Below are 17,744 nucleotides of genomic sequence, written 5' to 3' on the forward strand. Positions count from 1 at the left end.
CAGCCGTCTATTTCATGACGCCAATTTTTCTTCCAGACCCAGTAGAAGCGAAGCCCCTCTGTTAATTGACGTGGAATGCCCAAGTCGATCGGCGCCGACAAAAAATCTCGAACTCAAGCCATGGCATCGAATCCAATGTTCAGGTCAATGGAGGTCAGTGATATGAACAGCGATGACAGTGTTGATGACGTCAAATCAAATGAAACGTCAACCGTTGAAAAACACCTTGAGGACAGCGACACGGACGCCAAAAGCGTGGATCACACCGTTACGCCTTCTCCAACTCGAACCCCGGAACAGGAAGCTGAGGAACTCAGTCGGAAAATAGCGGAAATAGAACGCAAAGTGGCGGACGGTAACTAGCACGACGCCGATAGCCGTGTGGCTATACTCTTGAAGACATGCCGTTCCTCTCCTTTGGTCAATGCATTTGCATTGACTTTGGACGAGGCTGGACCGGTTCCGGTGCTACGCTTTCATTTCCTCGAATGAGAATGAAGCGATGTTCAGCAAACTCACAATCCCCAGACTTTCAGGACGTTAGCCTATGAAACGGATCCTGATCGGTGGAATCACCGTAGCGATTATCGGCACGATGACGTATGGATTTTTCCAATGGAAAATCGTCGAAAGCCAAAAGCACGACCTTCTGTGCGGAGAGGCCAAGCAGACGCTCAAAGGCGTGGAAATCCGGGCGCGGGCGTTGGCTGCCGGATTGTCCGTGGAAGCCTATGGCAAGGCTGAAGAAGACGAAGTGGCGATACTCATTGGTGCGCTCGACGCCGCCAGGAGCGACGCTGAGGTCGACTCGGTCATAGAGGCTCACGCTGCCACCATAGAAGCAGTGGATGCAGCTATTGACGCAGAGGTTGATACCCGAGGCGATCAGACATTTCTCGAACAACGACTCGTGAAACAGCGGATACCGGTCGACGTCAAACAAGAACTGCAACGTGCTGCGAAGGCCGTTAACGTCAGGTGCAGTTAGTATTCAACAGCGCCCTACCCCACAGCCCCCAGTAATAATTCTGTATATCTTCGCGCGCGGCCAACTCGGCTGCCGAACCTTCATCCATGGTCAATACTTAGAGACTGGATGTACGTCGCACGAGCCGCACGTCGGGCGGCTAATCCTCGGGAGGTTCGTCATGTCTGGTCAATCCCGCTTCATGCTGGTTGCATCACCGCTGATGGAACACAGCCCTGCTTTCGACAGGGCCGCTGCGCTGGCCAAGGCCGAAGACGCCGCGCTGCACATCGTCGCCTTCGATTATCTGGAAGGCCTGGCGACCGCCAGTCTGGTCAACGAAAAGGCTCTGCAACAGATGCGCGTGGGCTACGTCGAGCGCCACCGCCAATGGCTTGAGGAACAGGCCCGCCCCTTGCGCAAAATCGGTGTGCACGTCACCACCGAAGTGGCCTGGGTCGAACGCCCATTGGAGGAGATCCTGATTCACCTGAAAGAGCAGCCTATGGATGTGCTGATCAAGGCGCTGGAGCACGAATCGCGGCTGTCGCGGCTGATATTCACTCCGCTCGATGTGCATCTGCTGCGCGAATGCCCGGTGCCGCTGCATTTCGTCAGCCACGCCGTGCATGCCTTGCCGCGAAAGATCGTCGCGGCGGTCGACCCTTTTCATCGCGATGACCATTACAAAACCTTCAACGATCGAATCCTTCACGAGGCGGTGAAACTGGCGAGCGCCTGTAATGCCGAACTCGATGTGGTCTATGCCTATGACCTTTCATCCATCAGTGCCGACGAATTCGGCTTCGACAACGGGTCGGCGTTCTTCTCGTCGGGCAAGGCCAAGACCGTGTTCGATTACCAGGAGGATGCCTTCAACGACCTGGCCGAGCGCAACGGCATCGCGCCGGAGCAGCGGCACATGATCATGGGCAACCCGGCCAAAGTCCTTACCCGCTATGCCGATGCCTATGACGTTGACGTGATTGTCATGGGCAGGATCGGCCATCGCGGCATGGGCCGGCTGATCGGCAGTACGGTGGAGCATCTGCTGTACAAAATGCCGTGCAGCGTTTGGGTGGTGTACACCGAGCGGCTGGATGAGTGAGTGTTCCGGGGCAAGCACAGACCTCCTGTGGGAGCGAGCCTGCTCGCGAAAGCAATCTATCAGTCGACATTGTTGCTGACTGACAGACCGCCTTCGCGAGCAGGCTCACTCCTACAGGGGTTTTGTATTGACTGATCAACGCCGGGTGATCACCACCTCAAGGTATTCACTCGGCACTACCAGTGACTTGTCTCCCGCCCGGTTCAAGCGGTTCAACAGTTCGGTCAGGTCCTTTTCCAGGGCCTCGGCACCCTCGGGAGGCAGCGCCAGGAACACCTTGTGGACCGGGCCGTACCAAGTGCGGAACGTGTCGATGAAGTGCGCGGCCGAGCGGTAGCGAAAGTTGAAGTGCTTGCGAGTGACCTGGACCAGGAATTTGCGCTCGTCGAATTGCGCGTGCAGCCAGGCTTCGGTGCCCCACTGCGAAGGCGGTTGAGCGCCCGGCGGTGGCGGCATGTGGCGGCCGAGGGTCTTGAACATCTGGCCGACGAAACCTTCCGGTGTCCAGTTGGCCAGGCCGATGCGGCCTCCGGGTCGACAGACGCGCGCCAGTTCCGCGGCGGCCTTGGGTTGGTCCGGCGTAAACATCACGCCGAAGGTCGACAGCACGGCATCGAAGCTGGCGTCCTCAAAGGGCAGCGCCTCGGCGTCGGCCACCTGGAAGGTGACGTCCAGGTGTTCGGCCCTGGCCCGGTCCTCGCCGCGCTCCAGCAGCGCGGCCACATAGTCGGTGGAAGTGACGTGGCATCCACGGCGTGCGGCAGCGAGTGTCGCATTGCCGTTACCGGCGGCCACATCGAGCACGCGTTCATCGCAGAGCAGGTCGCAGGCTTCGGCGAGTTCTTCGCCGACAATCTGCAACCTGGTGCCGATCACGGCATAGTCACCGCTGGCCCAAGCGGCCATCTGACGGTTTTTCAATGCAGTAAGATCAATGGGTGTACTCATGAATTCCGCTCCGTTGCGGGTTGGAATGCAGGCCCGGCTTACTCGGCCGTTGTGGGATCGTAATGTTCATGACCTGGGAAACGCTGTTGGCAGGGGAAAACACCCAGCCTCGCGTGTTCCCGTATGAGCTCTGCGTTCGGCGCGATGTAAGGCATGGCAACCTCTCATTCTTGTTATTGATGACGGGGTCGGCAAACCCTGTGTGCCAACTATCGCGCCGGGCAGCGCTGGCGTCCTGCCCGATCGTCGGCCAACCCTGTCCGATCGTCTGGAGACTTCACGGTTTGTGAAGGTTTATGCGGCGGGTGCGGGGACTTTGGCGTCAGCCTTGGCCTCTTCCAGCAACTGCTGAATCATTTTTTCCTGAGTCTCGTAGCGACCTTCACCGAAGTGGGTGAAACGCACCTGGCCCTTGGCGTCGATCAGGTAGTGAGCCGGCCAGTACTGGTTGTCGAAATTGCGCCAGATCGCGTAGTTGTTGTCGATGGCCACCGGGTAGGTGATACCGAGTTTCTTCACCTGATCCTTGACGTTGGCGATGATGCGTTCAAAACCGTATTCCGGGGTGTGCACGCCGATCACCACCAGACCGTCCTTCTCGTATTTCTTCGCCCAGTCCTTCACGTACGGCAAGGTGTGCTGGCAATTGATGCAGTCGTAGGTCCAGAAGTCCACCAGCACCACTTTGCCTTTCAGCGAATCGTTGCTCAGCGCCGGCGAGTTGATCCATTCGACCGCACCGGACAGCGACGGCATTGGGCCTTTGGCGTTGTCCATGGACGAGTCTGCCTTGACCTTGCTGATGAAGTAATCGACGACTTTCGGCACGGTTTCCAGTACGCGTTGTTCAACCGTGGTGACGGCTTCGGACGAAGTGCCGGCCAGCAGTGTTTTGTCGGCATCGGTGGAAATCACCACCGCCGCCGCCAGCACCGCAACACCCGTACCACGACGCAGCCAACCGGTGACCGGGATCGACGTTTTCAAGCGATTGACCAGGCCGCGACCGGCGAAGAGCAAGGTGCCCAGGGACAATGCGCTGCCCAGGCCGTACGCCACCAGTAACAGGCTGGTTTGAGCGTTTGCACCTTGCAGCATGGCGCCGGTGAGGATGACCCCGAGAATCGGTCCGGCGCATGGTGCCCAGAGCAGACCGGTGGCAACACCGATCATGACCGAGCCCAGCGGACCGGACATTTTGCGGGTGTCCGGATCGAGGCGGTTGCCCAGCGCCACAAAGGGACGGGCCAGCCAGTCACCGACACGGGCGGAAATCAGCGACAGGGCGAACACCGCCATCACGATCAGCGCTACGTGGCGACCGGTATTGTTGGCGTGTATCACCCACTCGCTGCTGACCACGGCCAGGCTGGAGATCAGGGCAAAAGTCAGGACCATGCCGCCGAGGGTGAGCAGGATCGAGGAACGTGTGCGTTTGACACCGGCGAACAGGAACGGCACGACCGGAAGGATGCAAGGGCTGAGGACGGTCAATATGCCGCCCAGGAAAGCGATGAGGAACATGGTTGTCACCTTGAAAATGGTGGTTAGGATTCGAAATCCACCCCTCACCCTAACCCTCTCCCCAAGGGGGCGAGGGGACTGACCGAGTGGTTTGGTAGAAATTCTGCGACCTGAAAGTCCGAGCCGAACTCAGATTCTGAAAAGCATGGAGATCTGCCCCTTTCAAAATTCTGCGACCTGCGCTTACGAGTCGAACTCTGATTCTGAAAAGCATGGAGATCTGTCCCTTTCAAAATTCTGCGACCTGCGCTTACGAGTCGAACTCTGATTCTGAAAAGCATGGAGATCTGTCCCTTTCAAAATTCTTCGACCTGCGCTTACGAGTCGAACTCTGATTCTGAAAAGCATGGAGATCGGCTCCCTTTCCCCCTCTCCCCCGTGGGGAGAGGGCTGGGGTGAGGGGTCGATTCCACTGACACCCTCAAGCAGTCTGGTTACCCAACAACTGCCCCTGCGGCGTCCGGCTAGAACCCTCCTCTGCCAGAAAAGCGCTCCCACCCTTCTCCCCCACCGGCGTCAGCTGGAAGCAAGTCGCGCTGCCACAGCTTTTCTCTTCAACAGCACCGTTGGCATGGGCAGCGGCGCCAGCCGCGGAGAAAGCAATGGCAGTCAAAAAGCGGGTAACGTTGTTCATGATGTTCTTCCTGTTTCAATTGGGATGAGCCATGGGTCAGCGCAAGACTCAGTTGTCTGAGTTGCAGCCATCAGCAAATTTGCGATAGTCCAGCACCTGGGTTTTGTTATGGGAATCCAGGTAAGTCAGCTGGGCATCCACAACCCCGCAGGAAGTCGAGGTGTCCTGTGTCAGCGACAGCACTTTCTTGATGTCCAGGTGCGAGCCATAGGTGTAGGTTTTAGCGGAGACATCGGCTTCGGCGCGGGCCGACAAGGTGCAGATGTTCAGAGCGGCAAACAGGCAAGCGGCGTAGACGGCTTTGGTGTTCATGGTGGTTTCCTCAAGGCTTCAATAGGGCAATCGTTGATTGGGCCGAGGCGGTTTGGTTTGCCTCGATGGAACCTATTAGAAGCCCGCGAGGTATCCCGACTGTGTCGGGAACAGGCGCGTGTAAATCGGTACGTATCAAAACCGGCTCGGGATACACAGCGATACAAATGCCCTGAAAATGGGTGTTTTTGCGTCCATGTGTATCCGCCGACAGGCCAGATACACTGCAATACAAAGGACTGCGGGCAAGCGGGCCAAGGCTCGATAGACTGCGCCACATCCCCCATCTACAGAGGCCTGGCCAAATGGAACACGTCGATCACATTCTCATCGTGGACGATGACCGCGAGATCCGGGAACTGGTAGGCAACTACCTCAAGAAAAACGGCCTGCGCACCACCGTCGTGGCGGATGGACGGCAAATGCGCACCTTCCTGGAGTCCACGCCGGTGGACCTGATCGTGCTCGACATCATGATGCCGGGCGACGATGGCCTGATGCTCTGCCGTGAGTTGCGCGCCGGCAAACACAAGGCCACGCCGGTGCTGATGCTCACCGCGCGCAACGATGAAACCGACCGCATCATCGGCCTGGAAATGGGCGCCGACGATTACCTGGTCAAGCCGTTCGCGGCCCGTGAACTGCTCGCCCGCATCAACGCCGTGCTGCGCCGCACGCGGATGCTGCCGCCCAACCTGGTGGTCACCGAAAGCGGTCGCTTGCTGGCCTTTGGGCGCTGGCGTCTGGACACCTCAGCCCGGCACTTGCTTGATGAGGACGGCACGATGGTCGCGCTCAGTGGCGCGGAATATCGGTTGCTGCGGGTGTTCCTCGATCACCCGCAACGGGTGCTCAATCGCGATCAACTGCTGAACCTGACCCAAGGCCGCGATGCCGACTTGTTCGACCGCTCCATCGACTTGCTGGTCAGCCGCTTGCGCCAGCGCTTGCTGGACGATGCCCGCGAACCGGCCTACATCAAAACCGTGCGCAGCGAAGGCTATGTGTTTTCCCTGCCGGTGGAAGTCCTCGGGGCGCCCTCATGAATTTCTCGATGCGCTGGCCTCGCACCCTCGCCTCGCGGCTGTCGCTGATCTTCCTGATCGGCTTGATTCTCGCGCAGGCGCTGTCTTTCGGTGCGCAGTACTACGAGCGATACGAAAGCACAAAGAACACCATGCTGGGCAATCTGGAAACCGACGTCTCGACCTCCATCGCCATCCTCGACCGCTTGCCGGCCGAAGAACGCATGAGTTGGCTGCAACAACTGGATCGACGCAACTACCGCTATTTGTTGAACGAAGGCTCGCCCGGCATGCCCATGAGCGATTCGCCCGTAGCGATGACGTCGATCAAAGAAGCCATCGGCAAGGATTACCCGATGACGATGACCGACATCCCCGGGCCGGATAAACATTTTCAGGTCCACCTGAAACTGGCGGACGGCAGCCCGGTGACCATCGACGTGCGTCCGTCGATGGTGCCGTTGTCGCCATGGTTACCCATCGTGTTGCTCGGGCAACTGGCACTGATGCTCATCTGCACCTGGCTGGCCGTGAGAATCGCCATCCGCCCTCTCACCCGCCTCGCCCAAGCGGTAGAGACCCTGGACCCCAACACCCACGCGGTGCACCTGGATGAAAAAGGCCCGACCGAAGTCGCGCATGCCGCCAAGGCGTTCAATTCGATGCAGGCGCGCATCGCCGCTTACTTGAAGGAGCGCATGCAACTGCTGGCGGCGATTTCCCACGACCTGCAAACCCCGATTACCCGCATGAAACTGCGCGCAGAATTCATGGACGACTCCGCCGAGAAAGACAAACTATGGAATGACCTTGGCGAGATAGAACACCTGGTGCGCGAAGGCGTGGCCTATGCCCGCAGCGTGCATGGCGCCACCGAGGAAAGTCGCCGCACCAATCTGGATTCGTTCCTCGACAGCCTGGTGTTCGACTATCAGGACATGGGCAAAGACGTGCAGCTGGGCGGTAAAAGTGACGCGGTGATCAACACCCGGCCGCACGCCTTGCGGCGGGTGCTGGTGAACCTGACGGACAACGCATTGAAGTTCGCTGGCGCCGCCGAATTGTGGGTGGAAGCTAAGGCTGACGGCAGTTTGTCAGTGAAGGTGATGGACCGTGGCCCGGGGATTGCCGAGGAGGAATTGGCCCAGGTGATGGAACCGTTTTATCGCGTGGAGAATTCGCGTAACCGCAGTACCGGCGGGACCGGGTTGGGGTTGGCGATTGCGCAGCAGTTGGCGTTGGCGATCGGGGGATCGTTGACGTTGAGTAATCGTGAGGGAGGTGGGTTGTGCGCGGAGCTTAGATTACCGGCTCAGTAACATGATCGTTCCCACGCTCTGTGGGAACGATCGGTTACTGTGGCGAAGGGGCTTGCCCCCTCTCCACGGGTGACCTGAGCGTCAAGATCCTGCGCGGCGACAATCGTCCCGGCACCCTGACCCTGGATGAATACTGCGAACGTCCGCACGCGCTGGTGTCGTTTTCCGGAGATTTGACCGGGGCCATCGACAACGACCTCGCGCGCATCGGCCGCTCACGCCGGGTGGTGCTGGCGGTGCCACAGTTCGCCGGCCTGCGCGCCTTGCTGGCCGGCACCGACATGCTCGCCACGGTGCCGGACTACGCGGCGTGCGCGCTGATCGAAGGCAGCAGCCAGCTGCGGGCCGACGACCCGCCGTTTGACATCGTGCTGTCCGAACTGTCCATGGTCTGGAACGGCGTCAACGATAACGATCCGGCAGAACGTTGGTTGCGCTCGCGAATTGCCCAACACAAGTCGGCGCCGCTGCCGGGGCACTGATCGATTGGAAAGACGCGGGGTCGGTCTCACGCAGGTACACCGGCAAGTCAGTGACTGGCGGCATGACCGGAATCTCGAAATACATCTGGATCACCCAGCCGCGGTGATAACTGGCGTGATTGACCACATGCATCAGTATCGCGCCGGCGCTCATGATGCCGCTTTCCCCCGAGACAAAACTGAACTCGACGGGTTTATCCAGCGAGGCATCGGTCTGCCGTTCGCTCCAGTCGCAGTACCAGTGATCGATGTCCTTTTGCGCCAGGCGCAGCTCGGCGAGTTCGGGGTGCAGCAGATCGTGGGACGTCTTGAAGCCGTGCCCTCGGCCTTCGAGGTGGGCCCGCCAGATGCAATCCACCATGTAGATGTGGTTCAGGGTGCCGATCATGTTCTTGAACACCGACACGCGCTCTTTATTGACCTCACCCGGCGGCAGTGCGGCCAGGCTGTCAAAGAGGCGTTGATTGGCCCAGCGTTTGTAATCGGCAAGCATGCGGGCAGTGCGTACGTTAATCATCGCAGGTCTCCCATTGTGATGGGCGCACTGCCAAGCATAGCCCTCAGGGCGAACGGCATTGCAAACGCTGATTACCGGTAGCTTCACGACCTGTGTAGCAACTGCCTTGTGGCGAGGGGATTTATCCCCGTTCGGCTGCGAAGCAGTCGTAAAACCTGAACACACTATCTATCTGATGCACCGCGTTGTCTGAATTCACGACTGCTTTGCAGCCGAACGGGGATAAATCCCCTCGCCACAAGGCAGCTGCTACACCGGTCGTGGTGTGGCTAGTATGGTCGTCACCCGATCTGCCAACGCCAGGCAACTGGTCAACCCCGGTGATTCGATACCGAACAGGTTCACCAGCCCCGGCACACCATGCTCGGCCGGACCACTGATGACAAAGTCGGCCGCCGGCTCGGTCGGTCCGGTGATTTTCGGGCGGATGCCGCTGTAGGCAGGTTGCAGGCTGTCATCGGGCAATGCCGGCCAGTAGCGCCGGATTGCCTCGTAAAAGCCATCGGCTCGGCGTGGGTCCACACGATAATCGACGTAATTGATCCACTCGACGTCCGGCCCGAAGCGCACCTGGCCGCCCAGATCCAGCGTCATGTGCACACCCAGCCCTGCACTTTCCGGGGCCGGATACACCAGATGCCGGAACGGCGCCCGGCCGCTGAAGCTGAAATAGCTGCCCTTGCACAATCGTGCCTCGGGAATGTGCTGCGACGGCAAGCCTTCAATCCGGCTCGCCACCTCAGGCGCAGACAATCCGGCGCAATTGATCAACTCGCGACAGCTCAAGGTCATCGGTTGGGCGCCACCCATCTGCAGTTCGAAACCTTGCTCGGTGCAACGGGCCGACGCCAGCGGCGTATGAAAAACCAGCGACGTGCCACTGGCCTCGGCATCCGCCTGAAGCGCCAGCATCAAGGCATGGGAATCGACGATCCCGGTGGACGGCGACCAGAGCGCAGCGACGCAGGACACTGCCGGCTCTAGTTCCCGCGCCTGTTCGGCGTCCAGCCATTGCAGGTCATCGACGCCGTTGCTGCGACCCTGCGCCAACAACTTCTGCAAGGCCGCGCACTGACCATCATCCGTGGCCACGATCAGCTTGCCCAGGCGCCGATAATCGACACCGCGCTCATCGCAATAAGCGAAAAGGCGTTGCTTGCCCTCTACGCACAATTGCGCCTTGAGGCTGCCGCTCGGGTAGTAAATGCCGGCGTGGATCACTTCCGAATTGCGCGAACTGATGCCCATGCCAATCCCCTCGCCCGCCTCGACCAGAATCACGTCCCGCCCGCTGCGGGCCAGGGCTCTGGCGACCGCCAGCCCGACCACACCGGCCCCGACCACCACGCATTCGATATCGACGCTCACCTGCCCTCAGCTCCTTTCACGCCAGCTCTCGTTCCTGATAATCGATCAGGCTGGAGAATATCGCCAGCAGCATGGTCATGACCACGAAGAAGATCAGCACCAGGAAATACGACCCGGTGAACGCTGAACATGCTGCGCATGACGAGGCAAGCGTGCAGCGATGCTGCAAAGGCAAGGAACCATGTCCGTGTGTTCTCGATTCAAGAGGTAAACCAATGACTGCGGCAACGCCCACTTTGTAGCAGCAGGCTTCGCCAGCTGCTACAAAGTGGGCGTTACGGCTTCGAACGGTGGCTGTCAGCGAATGGCGACCGGGTTGATGTTGACCTGGGTCGAACCCTTGTACAGCGGCTGGCCGAGGACAAACATGAACCCCCAGGCCTTGTCTTTCACCAGCGCGCGGCTGTCGATCAGCTCAAGGTTGTAGATGCCGTTTTTTGCCAGCATGAATTGGTTGGGCATCCGCGGCGTGGGCGGCATTGAGGGTGAACAACAGGGCAAACGGCAGTACCAATCGATTCAACATAACGGGGTCCTTGTGAGGTTGCAGTGGACCAAAGGTACCCAGCCCGTCTGTGGGGAAACAGACAGGAATGGGCAATACATTTGTTCTGGATTGTCACGAGTGATGCGAGTGCCGTAGGAGCAAAGCTTGCTCGCGATGAACGATCACGCGGTGTGAGGCCTGACACCATCGCGAGCAAAGCTTTGCTCCTACAGTGCCTGGCTACTACCCAGGCTTGTGGTTATCCAAAACCCGATTGACCGCTAACTCACCCAACATGATCACCCGTTGCAGCACCAGCACCGTTTGCCGTCGCGGGCCGTCCGTTACGTCGGCGAGATCGTTGACCATGGCGCTGGCTGATGCCAACGATTCACAGGCCTCGACGAGCAACGTTTCGTCATCCACCGCTGCGTCGATGGTGAAAATGGTGCTGGGCTTGCGGGGCGGTATCTGCGTTTTCGACGCCCCGGGGTTGAGGTAGAAGCTGAGTGCGCGGTCGGCCGCCTCTTTCATTTTCTTGGGGTCAAGATCGAGAAAGGCGTCGTAGGGTAACGGACTGGTATTCGGGGGGTTGGGTGTGACTTTGAACATAGATGAAACTCCTACTACAACTTTTAAGGAGCCATCACCCTCGCTACCAAACGATGGGTGGCGGCCATACGTGGGTTGGTAGACCGGCTGTAGTAGGAACCCGGCGCTCACAAAGGAGCCCCACGCATGACCACCATAAAAAGCAAAGCCCCAAAAAAAAGGAGACTGCATAGGGTGTTGCCATACGGCTACAACAGGCGGGCTACCAAACCCGATCACTGTTTTTCAGTGACCGGGAAACGATATAGCCCGCCCCATAGCCGCACAAGCCGGCGGATTCTGGCGTACGCGTAGGTAACGACGCAAGGTGTTGTAGCCGCTTATGACGTAACACCGAGTGTCTTTAAACGCGTGTCGTTAAACAGGTTTATGCGGTGTGCCGGCTGACGCCATCGCGAGCAGGCTCGCTCCCACAGGGGACCTGCGCCGGTTACAAATCTTGTGAACGGCACCAAACAAATGTGGGAGCGAGCCTGCTCGCGATGGCGTCTGCACATTCAGCATCAACATAAGTGACGCACCGCTATCGTCGGATCGCCGCCCGGAGCGAACTTTGCTCCTACGGTGCGCATCATAAAATTGACAATTAACTGTCATTTACCTGAACAACTTCTAACTTCAACAATCAGATCCCGCGTTTTTCCATTCAATTGCACTTTAATCAAGTATTGAAGGTTGACTTCACCCACCTCCCTGAGTAAATTGCGCGGGCCGGTTTCACAGGCCTTTTTTCAACTCACAAAAGAATTCAATGGACACAGTATCTAGTCGCTGCCGGTTCACTGCGTATTCGCGGGCTCTGGCACATAACCCAGAACATGACGGGACTCGACTTTTCGGTCGGGTGAGCTGCGCTAGAGCTTGATGCTCCACCGTAACTTGCCTCGCCGGCGTCAGTCCGGTCCAGAGGTATGTTATGAACTTCAAATCCACTGTAATGCCCGGCGTACGCGCCTTTGCCTCGACCATGCGGGTCAAGCTCTGCCGTGAGCGTCCTGCCACAGCCCGGGCCAGCGCGCCGTTTTCCAGCCCTTCCTCCCCTGCCAAGGCGCAACGGCGTGCCAACTGGCGCGTCTGCCCGATGACGGGTCAGCTGCAGCAACGCTGGAGCCTCGACGATAGCCAGGAACCACCGAGTCGGCGCATCGCGCGCCTGTTCCAGCAGGCCGGCCTGATGCTCGGCCTGTTCCTCGGGGCGCGCACTTTCAATTGAGCTGAAGGCACTTTAAAAGCCCTTCCTTAACGTTTTCCTTATCAAGGAATTCGGCAACTTCTTATTGCCTGTTAAATAGTGAGTTAGTTATGGACGAAGCCAGTAGACGGTTCGCTGCCCGTCACTTTTCAATCGACGGACAGCGAACATCAACTATTAAAAACGCAACGATCAGAATCGATCGCTTATTGGCGGCTCGACATACGTGCGCTCGTCTTTAATTAGCTGAGGTGCCTGTGTGTCGTGCCGCGAGCCGGCGGCAGGAGCACAGCAATGACCCTTGTAAAAACCGCAAAGAAAACCGCCCAAGGCACCAGCAACGACAACGCCAAGCTGTCGATGCGCGCCGCACGGGAAGCGCAGAACGGCCTGGCCGTCACGCTGACCAACCTCAACGCCACCACTGACGGCCTGACCGAATTCGAAGCCCAGGGCCGCCTCGCACGCAACGGTCACAACGAAGTGGCCCACGACAAGCCGCCTCACGCCCTCATCCAACTGCTCAAAGCCCTGAACAATCCCTTCATCTATGTGCTGCTGACCCTGGCCGGCATCAGTTTCTTCACTGACTACTGGCTGCCGATCAGCAACGGTGAAGCGGATGACGCCGACCTGACCAAGGTCATCATTATCATGACCATGGTCAGCCTCAGCAGTCTGCTGCGGTTCTGGCAGGAATACCGCTCGGCCAAGTCCGCCGAAGCCCTCAAGGCGATGGTGCGCACCACCGCTACCGTGCTGCGCCGCGAGCATAGCGACGGCAAACCGCTGCAGCGTGAAGTGCCGATGCGCGATCTGGTGGCCGGCGATATCGTTCAGTTGAGCGCTGGCGACATGATCCCGGCCGACATCCGCCTGATCGAATCCCGCGACCTGTTTATCAGCCAGGCTGTGCTGACCGGTGAAGCCTTGCCGGTCGAGAAGTACGACACCCTGGGCAATGTGGCGCAAAAGTCCGCCACCAGCAGCGCGCCAGATCAGTCGAACCTGCTGGACCTGCCGAACATCTGTTTCATGGGCACCAACGTGGTCAGCGGCACGGCCAAGGCTGTGGTGGTGGCTACCGGGGTTCGGACTTACTTCGGCTCACTGGCCAAAGCCATCGTCGGCTCGCGGGTGCAAACCGCGTTCGACCGTGGGGTGAACAGCGTCAGTTGGTTGCTGATCCGCTTCATGCTGGTGATGGTACCGATTGTGTTCCTGCTAAACGGCTTCTCCAAGGGTGACTGGGGCGATGCGTTCCTGTTTGCCCTGGCCGTTGCCGTTGGCCTGACCCCGGAAATGCTGCCGATGATCGTCAGCGCCAACCTGGCCAAAGGCGCCATGGCTATGGCCAAGCAAAAAGTGGTGGTCAAGCGCCTCAATGCGATCCAGAACTTCGGTTCGATGGACGTGCTGTGCACCGACAAGACTGGCACCCTGACCCAGGACAAGATCATCCTCGAGCACCACGTCGACAGCCACGGCCGGCGCGACGATTCGATCCTCGAACTGGCGTGGCTCAACAGCCATCACCAGAGTGGTCTGAAGAATCTGATGGACCAGGCCGTGGTGCAATTCGCCAACGCTAATCCAACGTTCCGTGTGCCGTTCGCCTACAGCAAAGTCGACGAATTGCCGTTCGACTTCGTCCGTCGGCGCCTGTCGATCATCGTCAAGGACAGCCGCGACGATCACCTGATGGTGTGCAAGGGCGCGGTCGAGGAAATGCTCAGCATCGCCAGCCACATCAATGAAAGCGGCCAGGTGGTCGCACTGGATGCACAGCGACGCAAAGACTTGCTGGCCCTGGCCAACGAGTACAACGAGGACGGTTTCAGGGTACTGCTGGTTGCCACCCGCGACATCCCGAAAACCCAAAGCAAAAACCAGTACAAAACCGCCGATGAGCGCGACCTGGTGATTCGCGGCTTCCTGACCTTCCTCGATCCGCCAAAGGAAACTGCCGGCCCGGCCATTGTCGCACTGCGCGACATGGGCGTGACGGTCAAGGTGCTGACCGGCGACAACGCCGTGGTCACCTGCAAGATCTGCCGTGAAGTCGGCCTCGATCCAGGCACGCCGCTGCTCGGCCAAGACATCGAGCACATGGACGACACCACCCTCAAGCTGCGGGTCGAAGAACGCACGGTGTTCGCCAAGCTGACACCGCTGCAAAAATCCCGGGTGCTCAAGGCGCTGCAAGGCAACGGTCACACCGTGGGTTTCCTCGGCGACGGCATCAACGACGCCCCGGCGCTACGCGATGCCGACGTCGGGATCTCGGTGGACAGCGGCACGGACATCGCCAAGGAATCGGCGGACATCATCCTCCTGGAAAAGAGCCTGATGGTGCTCGAAGAAGGCGTGCTCAAGGGCCGCGAAACCTTCGGCAATATCATGAAGTACCTGAACATGACCGCCAGCTCCAATTTCGGCAACGTGTTCTCAGTGCTGGTGGCCAGTGCGTTCATTCCATTTTTGCCGATGCTGTCGATCCACCTGCTGCTGCAAAACCTCATGTACGACATCTCTCAGCTGGCGTTGCCGTGGGACAAGATGGACAAGGAGTTCCTGCGCAAACCGCGCAAGTGGGATGCGAAGAACATCGGTCGCTTCATGCTATGGATCGGGCCGACCTCGTCGATCTTCGACATCACCACGTTTGCCCTGATGTGGTACGTGTTCGCCGCCAACAGCGTGGAAATGCAGAGCCTGTTCCAGTCTGGCTGGTTCATCGAAGGATTGCTGTCGCAGACGTTGGTGGTGCACATGCTGCGCACCCAGAAGATTCCGTTCTTCCAGAGCACGGCTGCATTGCCGGTGATTCTCGCGACCGGCGTAGTGATCTGCCTGGGCATCTACATCCCGTTCTCGCCGCTGGGCGCGCTGGTCGGCCTGGTGCCGTTGCCATGGGAATACTTCCCTTGGCTGGTGGGTACTTTGCTCAGCTACTGCGTGGTGGCGCAGACCATGAAGACGATCTACATCCGCCGGTTCAAGCAGTGGTTCTGATCGCCTGAACACCACCAATCCCCTGTGGGAGCGAACCTGCTCGCGAAGGCGGCGGGTCAATCAACATCGATGTTGGCTGACAGTCCGCTTTCGCGAGCAGGCTCGCTCCCACAAGGGACATGCGTTAACCCTACTGAAAAAAGGAGAGTTCTCATGTCGGGAACGACTCTACTGATCAACCTCGCTGGCGCCATTGCACTGCTGCTGTGGGGCACGCACATGATTTCCTCGGCGCTGTTGCGCGGCTTCGGCACGCCATTGCGCCACTGGATGGGCCGGCACCTGAACCACCGCTGGCTGGCCCTGCTCGCGGGCATCGGCATCACCGGCGTCTTGCAAAGCAGCACCGCCGTCAGCCTGATGGCCACCTCGTTTACCGCCGCCGGCACCCTGGGCCTGGCCCCGGCGCTGGCGGTGATGCTCGGCGCCAACATCGGTTCCACCCTGGTGGTGCAACTGCTGAGCGCTGATATTTCGATCCTTACGCCAATGGTTTTGCTGACCGGGCTGATCGTCTTCCGGTTAAAGGATGACTCGCGATTCGAAAGTGTCGGCTGTGCGCTGATCGGCCTGGGGCTGATGCTGATGGCCCTGCATATGCTCGGCTCGACACTGGCCGACGTGGAAGGGACGCCTGTGTTCCAGCTGATCATGCAAAGCCTCGACGGCGACCTGCTGATTGCGCTGCTGGTAGCGCTGATCCTTACCTGGCTCTGCCATTCGAGCGTGGCCGTGGTGCTGCTAATCGTGTCCCTGGCCGCCACCGGAATGCTCTCGGCAACGACCATCGTCGCGCTGGTGCTCGGGGTGAACATTGGCGGTGCGTTACCGTCGGTGATCAACGCCGGCTCGAACGTCGGCCGGCGCCTGCCCCTCGGCAATCTGCTGGTGCGCACGCTGGGCGCGGCAGTGGTGTTGCCGTTGGCCGGGTGGCTGGCATCGCTGAATCTCGACCCCGCGGCGCTGGTGGTTTACCTGCACACTGGCTTCAACCTTTTGCTGGCACTGGTGTTCATCGGTTTCACCGAGCCCATGGCCAGACTGCTGACTCGCCTGTTGCCGGAGCCGGCGCGGGATGTCGATCCGGGCATGCCGCGCTACCTCGACGAGGCGGGTCTGGAGGTGGCCAACATCGGCCTGTCCAACGCCGCCCGCGAAGCCCTGCGCATCGCCGACATGCTCTCGGCCATGCTTGAGCGCACGCTGCAACTGTTCCATACCTCGGCGCCGGCCTGTGCCGATGAGGTGCGGCGCATCGATCAATCCACGGACCTGTTGAGCGCGGCGATTCGCGCCTATCTGGCAGACATTGGCCAGGAAGGCATCAGCGACAGCGACGCCGATCGCGCCCAGGAAATCCTCACGTTTGTGATCAACCTCGAACACGCCGCGGACATTCTTTCCAGCAGCCTCACGCAGTTGGCCATGCGCCGTTTGCGCCGCGGCGAACACTTTTCGGTGTTCGAGTTGCGCAACATTGCGCCGTTGCACGAGGCGCTGCTGGAAAGCCTGAGCCTGGCGGTCACCGTGTTCCTGCGCGAAGACATTGCCACCGCGCACCAGTTGATCAGCCGCAAGGAGAGCGTCCGGCGACTCGAAGCCGACGCCAGCCGTCAGCACTTTCGCAAACTGCAAGAGGACAAAAACACCTGGGCTGAATCCGGCGACATCTTTCAGCGCGTGCTGCGTGACTATCGTCGGGTACACCACCACATCGCCGCCCTTGCCTATCCGCTGCTGGAACGGGCGGGTGAGCCGTTGGGCGATGATCAGGTCAAGGAGGCCTCGCCATGCGCGTCCTGATTTGTGCCGGCCGCCATTACGCTGACAACCGCCAATGCCGCCGCGTGCTCGACGCCTTCCAGCGCCTGCACCCGGTGCAGGTGCTGATCCATGGCGGTAATCAATACCTGGGCGCCGACATCGAGGAATGGGCCCGGGAACACGGCGCCGACATCGTGCGCTACCCGCCCAACTGGCAACGCCACGGCAAACTGGCCGAACGCCTGCGCAACCACTTCATGCTGCACGACAGCCGCCCCGACGTGGTCATCGCCCTGCCCGGCGGTGAGGACACTGAAGAACTGGTCGCACAGGCTCGGGGGAAGGGTTTGCAAACGTTATCGGTAGCGGATTGGGGCTAAATCCAGGATCTGTCAGTAAAAGAGGAACCCTGTGGGAGCGGCGAGGGGCTGAGTTTTTTCAGAGGCAGGCGTTGGACTGATAACGCTTCG

General features: G+C 59.5%; 17 protein-coding genes and 3 pseudogenes. 10 read left to right on the plus strand and 10 right to left on the minus strand.

Annotated features, from left to right (window positions below; genetic code table 11):
• Window positions 1–162 precede the first annotated feature (162 nt).
• From ACYZUA_RS20410 to ACYZUA_RS20420, 3 genes are all read left to right on the plus strand, one after another.
• A complete protein-coding gene (locus ACYZUA_RS20410) occupies window positions 163–363 on the plus strand; it encodes a hypothetical protein (RefSeq protein ID WP_461964063.1) in 201 nt (66 codons plus the stop codon).
• Window positions 364–547: 184 nt separating this feature from the next.
• Window positions 548–988: a hypothetical protein gene (locus ACYZUA_RS20415; protein ID WP_461960358.1), complete on the plus strand. Its 441-nt coding sequence runs from the start codon at window positions 548–550 to the stop codon at window positions 986–988.
• Window positions 989–1,148: 160 nt separating this feature from the next.
• Window positions 1,149–2,075: a universal stress protein gene (locus ACYZUA_RS20420; protein WP_461960359.1), complete on the plus strand. Its 927-nt coding sequence runs from the start codon at window positions 1,149–1,151 to the stop codon at window positions 2,073–2,075.
• 135 nt (window positions 2,076–2,210) lie between these two features.
• On the opposite strand, the gene ACYZUA_RS20425 is transcribed toward ACYZUA_RS20420, so the two are convergent.
• From ACYZUA_RS20425 to ACYZUA_RS20445, 5 genes and pseudogenes are all read right to left on the minus strand, one after another.
• Window positions 2,211–3,023, minus strand: coding sequence for a class I SAM-dependent methyltransferase (locus ACYZUA_RS20425; protein ID WP_461960360.1), 813 nt, complete (start codon window positions 3,021–3,023; stop codon window positions 2,211–2,213).
• A 38-nt stretch (window positions 3,024–3,061) separates the two neighbouring features.
• Window positions 3,062–3,172, minus strand: a pseudogene (locus tag ACYZUA_RS20430) (DUF4242 domain-containing protein); the annotation flags it as partial.
• A 145-nt stretch (window positions 3,173–3,317) separates the two neighbouring features.
• On the minus strand, window positions 3,318–4,547 hold the full coding sequence (locus ACYZUA_RS20435; RefSeq protein WP_461960361.1) for a cytochrome c biogenesis protein DipZ: 1,230 nt from the start codon (window positions 4,545–4,547) through the stop codon (window positions 3,318–3,320).
• A gap of 421 nt (window positions 4,548–4,968) precedes the next feature.
• Entirely contained in the window at window positions 4,969–5,181 is a 213-nt protein-coding gene (locus ACYZUA_RS20440) for a hypothetical protein (protein ID WP_461960362.1), read from the minus strand.
• A gap of 48 nt (window positions 5,182–5,229) precedes the next feature.
• Window positions 5,230–5,493 carry a DUF2790 domain-containing protein gene (locus ACYZUA_RS20445; protein ID WP_461960363.1) on the minus strand — a complete coding sequence of 88 codons (264 nt, stop codon included), beginning with the start codon at window positions 5,491–5,493 and terminating at the stop codon, window positions 5,230–5,232.
• Window positions 5,494–5,798: 305 nt separating this feature from the next.
• Between ACYZUA_RS20445 and ACYZUA_RS20450 the strand changes: the two genes are divergently transcribed.
• The 3 genes and pseudogenes from ACYZUA_RS20450 to ACYZUA_RS20460 form a co-directional block, all read left to right on the plus strand.
• Window positions 5,799–6,539, plus strand: coding sequence for a response regulator (locus ACYZUA_RS20450; RefSeq protein WP_033060285.1), 741 nt, complete (start codon window positions 5,799–5,801; stop codon window positions 6,537–6,539).
• Window positions 6,536–7,837, plus strand: coding sequence for a sensor histidine kinase (locus ACYZUA_RS20455; RefSeq protein ID WP_461960364.1), 1,302 nt, complete (start codon window positions 6,536–6,538; stop codon window positions 7,835–7,837). The genes ACYZUA_RS20450 and ACYZUA_RS20455 overlap by 4 nt, the downstream gene beginning before the upstream one ends.
• A gap of 71 nt (window positions 7,838–7,908) precedes the next feature.
• Window positions 7,909–8,319 (plus strand): annotated as a pseudogene (locus ACYZUA_RS20460) (LysR substrate-binding domain-containing protein); the annotation flags it as partial.
• On the opposite strand, the gene ACYZUA_RS20465 reads toward ACYZUA_RS20460, so the two are convergent.
• The 5 genes and pseudogenes from ACYZUA_RS20465 to ACYZUA_RS20485 form a co-directional block, all read right to left on the minus strand.
• Complete coding sequence (locus tag ACYZUA_RS20465; protein ID WP_461960365.1) at window positions 8,240–8,836, minus strand: DinB family protein; 597 nt, start codon at window positions 8,834–8,836, stop codon at window positions 8,240–8,242. The pseudogene ACYZUA_RS20460 and the gene ACYZUA_RS20465 overlap by 80 nt on opposite strands.
• Before the next feature lie 249 nt (window positions 8,837–9,085).
• Window positions 9,086–10,204, minus strand: coding sequence for an NAD(P)/FAD-dependent oxidoreductase (locus ACYZUA_RS20470; RefSeq protein WP_461960366.1), 1,119 nt, complete (start codon window positions 10,202–10,204; stop codon window positions 9,086–9,088).
• Window positions 10,205–10,220: 16 nt separating this feature from the next.
• The gene (locus tag ACYZUA_RS20475) at window positions 10,221–10,379 is read right to left on the minus strand and encodes a hypothetical protein (RefSeq protein ID WP_461964175.1); all 159 of its coding nucleotides are present in this window, start codon (window positions 10,377–10,379) and stop codon (window positions 10,221–10,223) included.
• Window positions 10,380–10,501: 122 nt separating this feature from the next.
• A pseudogene (locus ACYZUA_RS20480) lies at window positions 10,502–10,660 on the minus strand (cyclase family protein); the annotation flags it as partial.
• A 274-nt stretch (window positions 10,661–10,934) separates the two neighbouring features.
• On the minus strand, window positions 10,935–11,303 hold the full coding sequence (locus ACYZUA_RS20485) for a DUF6124 family protein (RefSeq protein ID WP_461960367.1): 369 nt from the start codon (window positions 11,301–11,303) through the stop codon (window positions 10,935–10,937).
• A gap of 916 nt (window positions 11,304–12,219) precedes the next feature.
• Here ACYZUA_RS20485 and ACYZUA_RS20490 point away from each other — a divergent pair.
• The 4 genes from ACYZUA_RS20490 to ACYZUA_RS20505 all read left to right on the plus strand — a co-directional run bounded on the left by ACYZUA_RS20490 (window position 12,220) and on the right by ACYZUA_RS20505 (window position 17,654).
• On the plus strand, window positions 12,220–12,516 hold the full coding sequence (locus ACYZUA_RS20490; RefSeq protein ID WP_461960368.1) for a hypothetical protein: 297 nt from the start codon (window positions 12,220–12,222) through the stop codon (window positions 12,514–12,516).
• A gap of 273 nt (window positions 12,517–12,789) precedes the next feature.
• A complete protein-coding gene (mgtA, locus tag ACYZUA_RS20495; RefSeq protein ID WP_461960369.1) occupies window positions 12,790–15,510 on the plus strand; it encodes a magnesium-translocating P-type ATPase in 2,721 nt (906 codons plus the stop codon).
• 153 nt (window positions 15,511–15,663) lie between these two features.
• Entirely contained in the window at window positions 15,664–17,313 is a 1,650-nt protein-coding gene (locus ACYZUA_RS20500; RefSeq protein WP_461960370.1) for a Na/Pi cotransporter family protein, read from the plus strand.
• Window positions 17,301–17,654 carry a DUF2493 domain-containing protein gene (locus ACYZUA_RS20505; RefSeq protein ID WP_461960371.1) on the plus strand — a complete coding sequence of 118 codons (354 nt, stop codon included), beginning with the start codon at window positions 17,301–17,303 and terminating at the stop codon, window positions 17,652–17,654. The genes ACYZUA_RS20500 and ACYZUA_RS20505 overlap by 13 nt, the downstream gene beginning before the upstream one ends.
• The last annotated feature ends 90 nt before the right edge of the window (window positions 17,655–17,744 follow it).

This window comes from Pseudomonas sp. LS2P72 (genome assembly GCF_054897865.1).

Bases quoted from the DNA above. Each gene is read 5' to 3' on its own strand.
- ACYZUA_RS20410 (WP_461964063.1), top strand. From the start codon at position 163: ATGAACAGCGATGACAGTGTTGATGACGTCAAATCAAATGAAACGTCA.
- ACYZUA_RS20415 (WP_461960358.1), top strand. From the start codon at position 548: ATGAAACGGATCCTGATCGGTGGAATCACCGTAGCGATTATCGGCACG.
- ACYZUA_RS20420 (WP_461960359.1), top strand. From the start codon at position 1,149: ATGTCTGGTCAATCCCGCTTCATGCTGGTTGCATCACCGCTGATGGAA.
- ACYZUA_RS20425 (WP_461960360.1), bottom strand. From the start codon at position 3,023: ATGAGTACACCCATTGATCTTACTGCATTGAAAAACCGTCAGATGGCC.
- ACYZUA_RS20435 (WP_461960361.1), bottom strand. From the start codon at position 4,547: ATGTTCCTCATCGCTTTCCTGGGCGGCATATTGACCGTCCTCAGCCCT.
- ACYZUA_RS20440 (WP_461960362.1), bottom strand. From the start codon at position 5,181: ATGAACAACGTTACCCGCTTTTTGACTGCCATTGCTTTCTCCGCGGCT.
- ACYZUA_RS20445 (WP_461960363.1), bottom strand. From the start codon at position 5,493: ATGAACACCAAAGCCGTCTACGCCGCTTGCCTGTTTGCCGCTCTGAAC.
- ACYZUA_RS20450 (WP_033060285.1), top strand. From the start codon at position 5,799: ATGGAACACGTCGATCACATTCTCATCGTGGACGATGACCGCGAGATC.
- ACYZUA_RS20455 (WP_461960364.1), top strand. From the start codon at position 6,536: ATGAATTTCTCGATGCGCTGGCCTCGCACCCTCGCCTCGCGGCTGTCG.
- ACYZUA_RS20465 (WP_461960365.1), bottom strand. From the start codon at position 8,836: ATGATTAACGTACGCACTGCCCGCATGCTTGCCGATTACAAACGCTGG.
- ACYZUA_RS20485 (WP_461960367.1), bottom strand. From the start codon at position 11,303: ATGTTCAAAGTCACACCCAACCCCCCGAATACCAGTCCGTTACCCTAC.
- ACYZUA_RS20490 (WP_461960368.1), top strand. From the start codon at position 12,220: ATGAACTTCAAATCCACTGTAATGCCCGGCGTACGCGCCTTTGCCTCG.
- mgtA (WP_461960369.1), top strand. From the start codon at position 12,790: ATGACCCTTGTAAAAACCGCAAAGAAAACCGCCCAAGGCACCAGCAAC.
- ACYZUA_RS20500 (WP_461960370.1), top strand. From the start codon at position 15,664: ATGTCGGGAACGACTCTACTGATCAACCTCGCTGGCGCCATTGCACTG.
- ACYZUA_RS20505 (WP_461960371.1), top strand. From the start codon at position 17,301: ATGCGCGTCCTGATTTGTGCCGGCCGCCATTACGCTGACAACCGCCAA.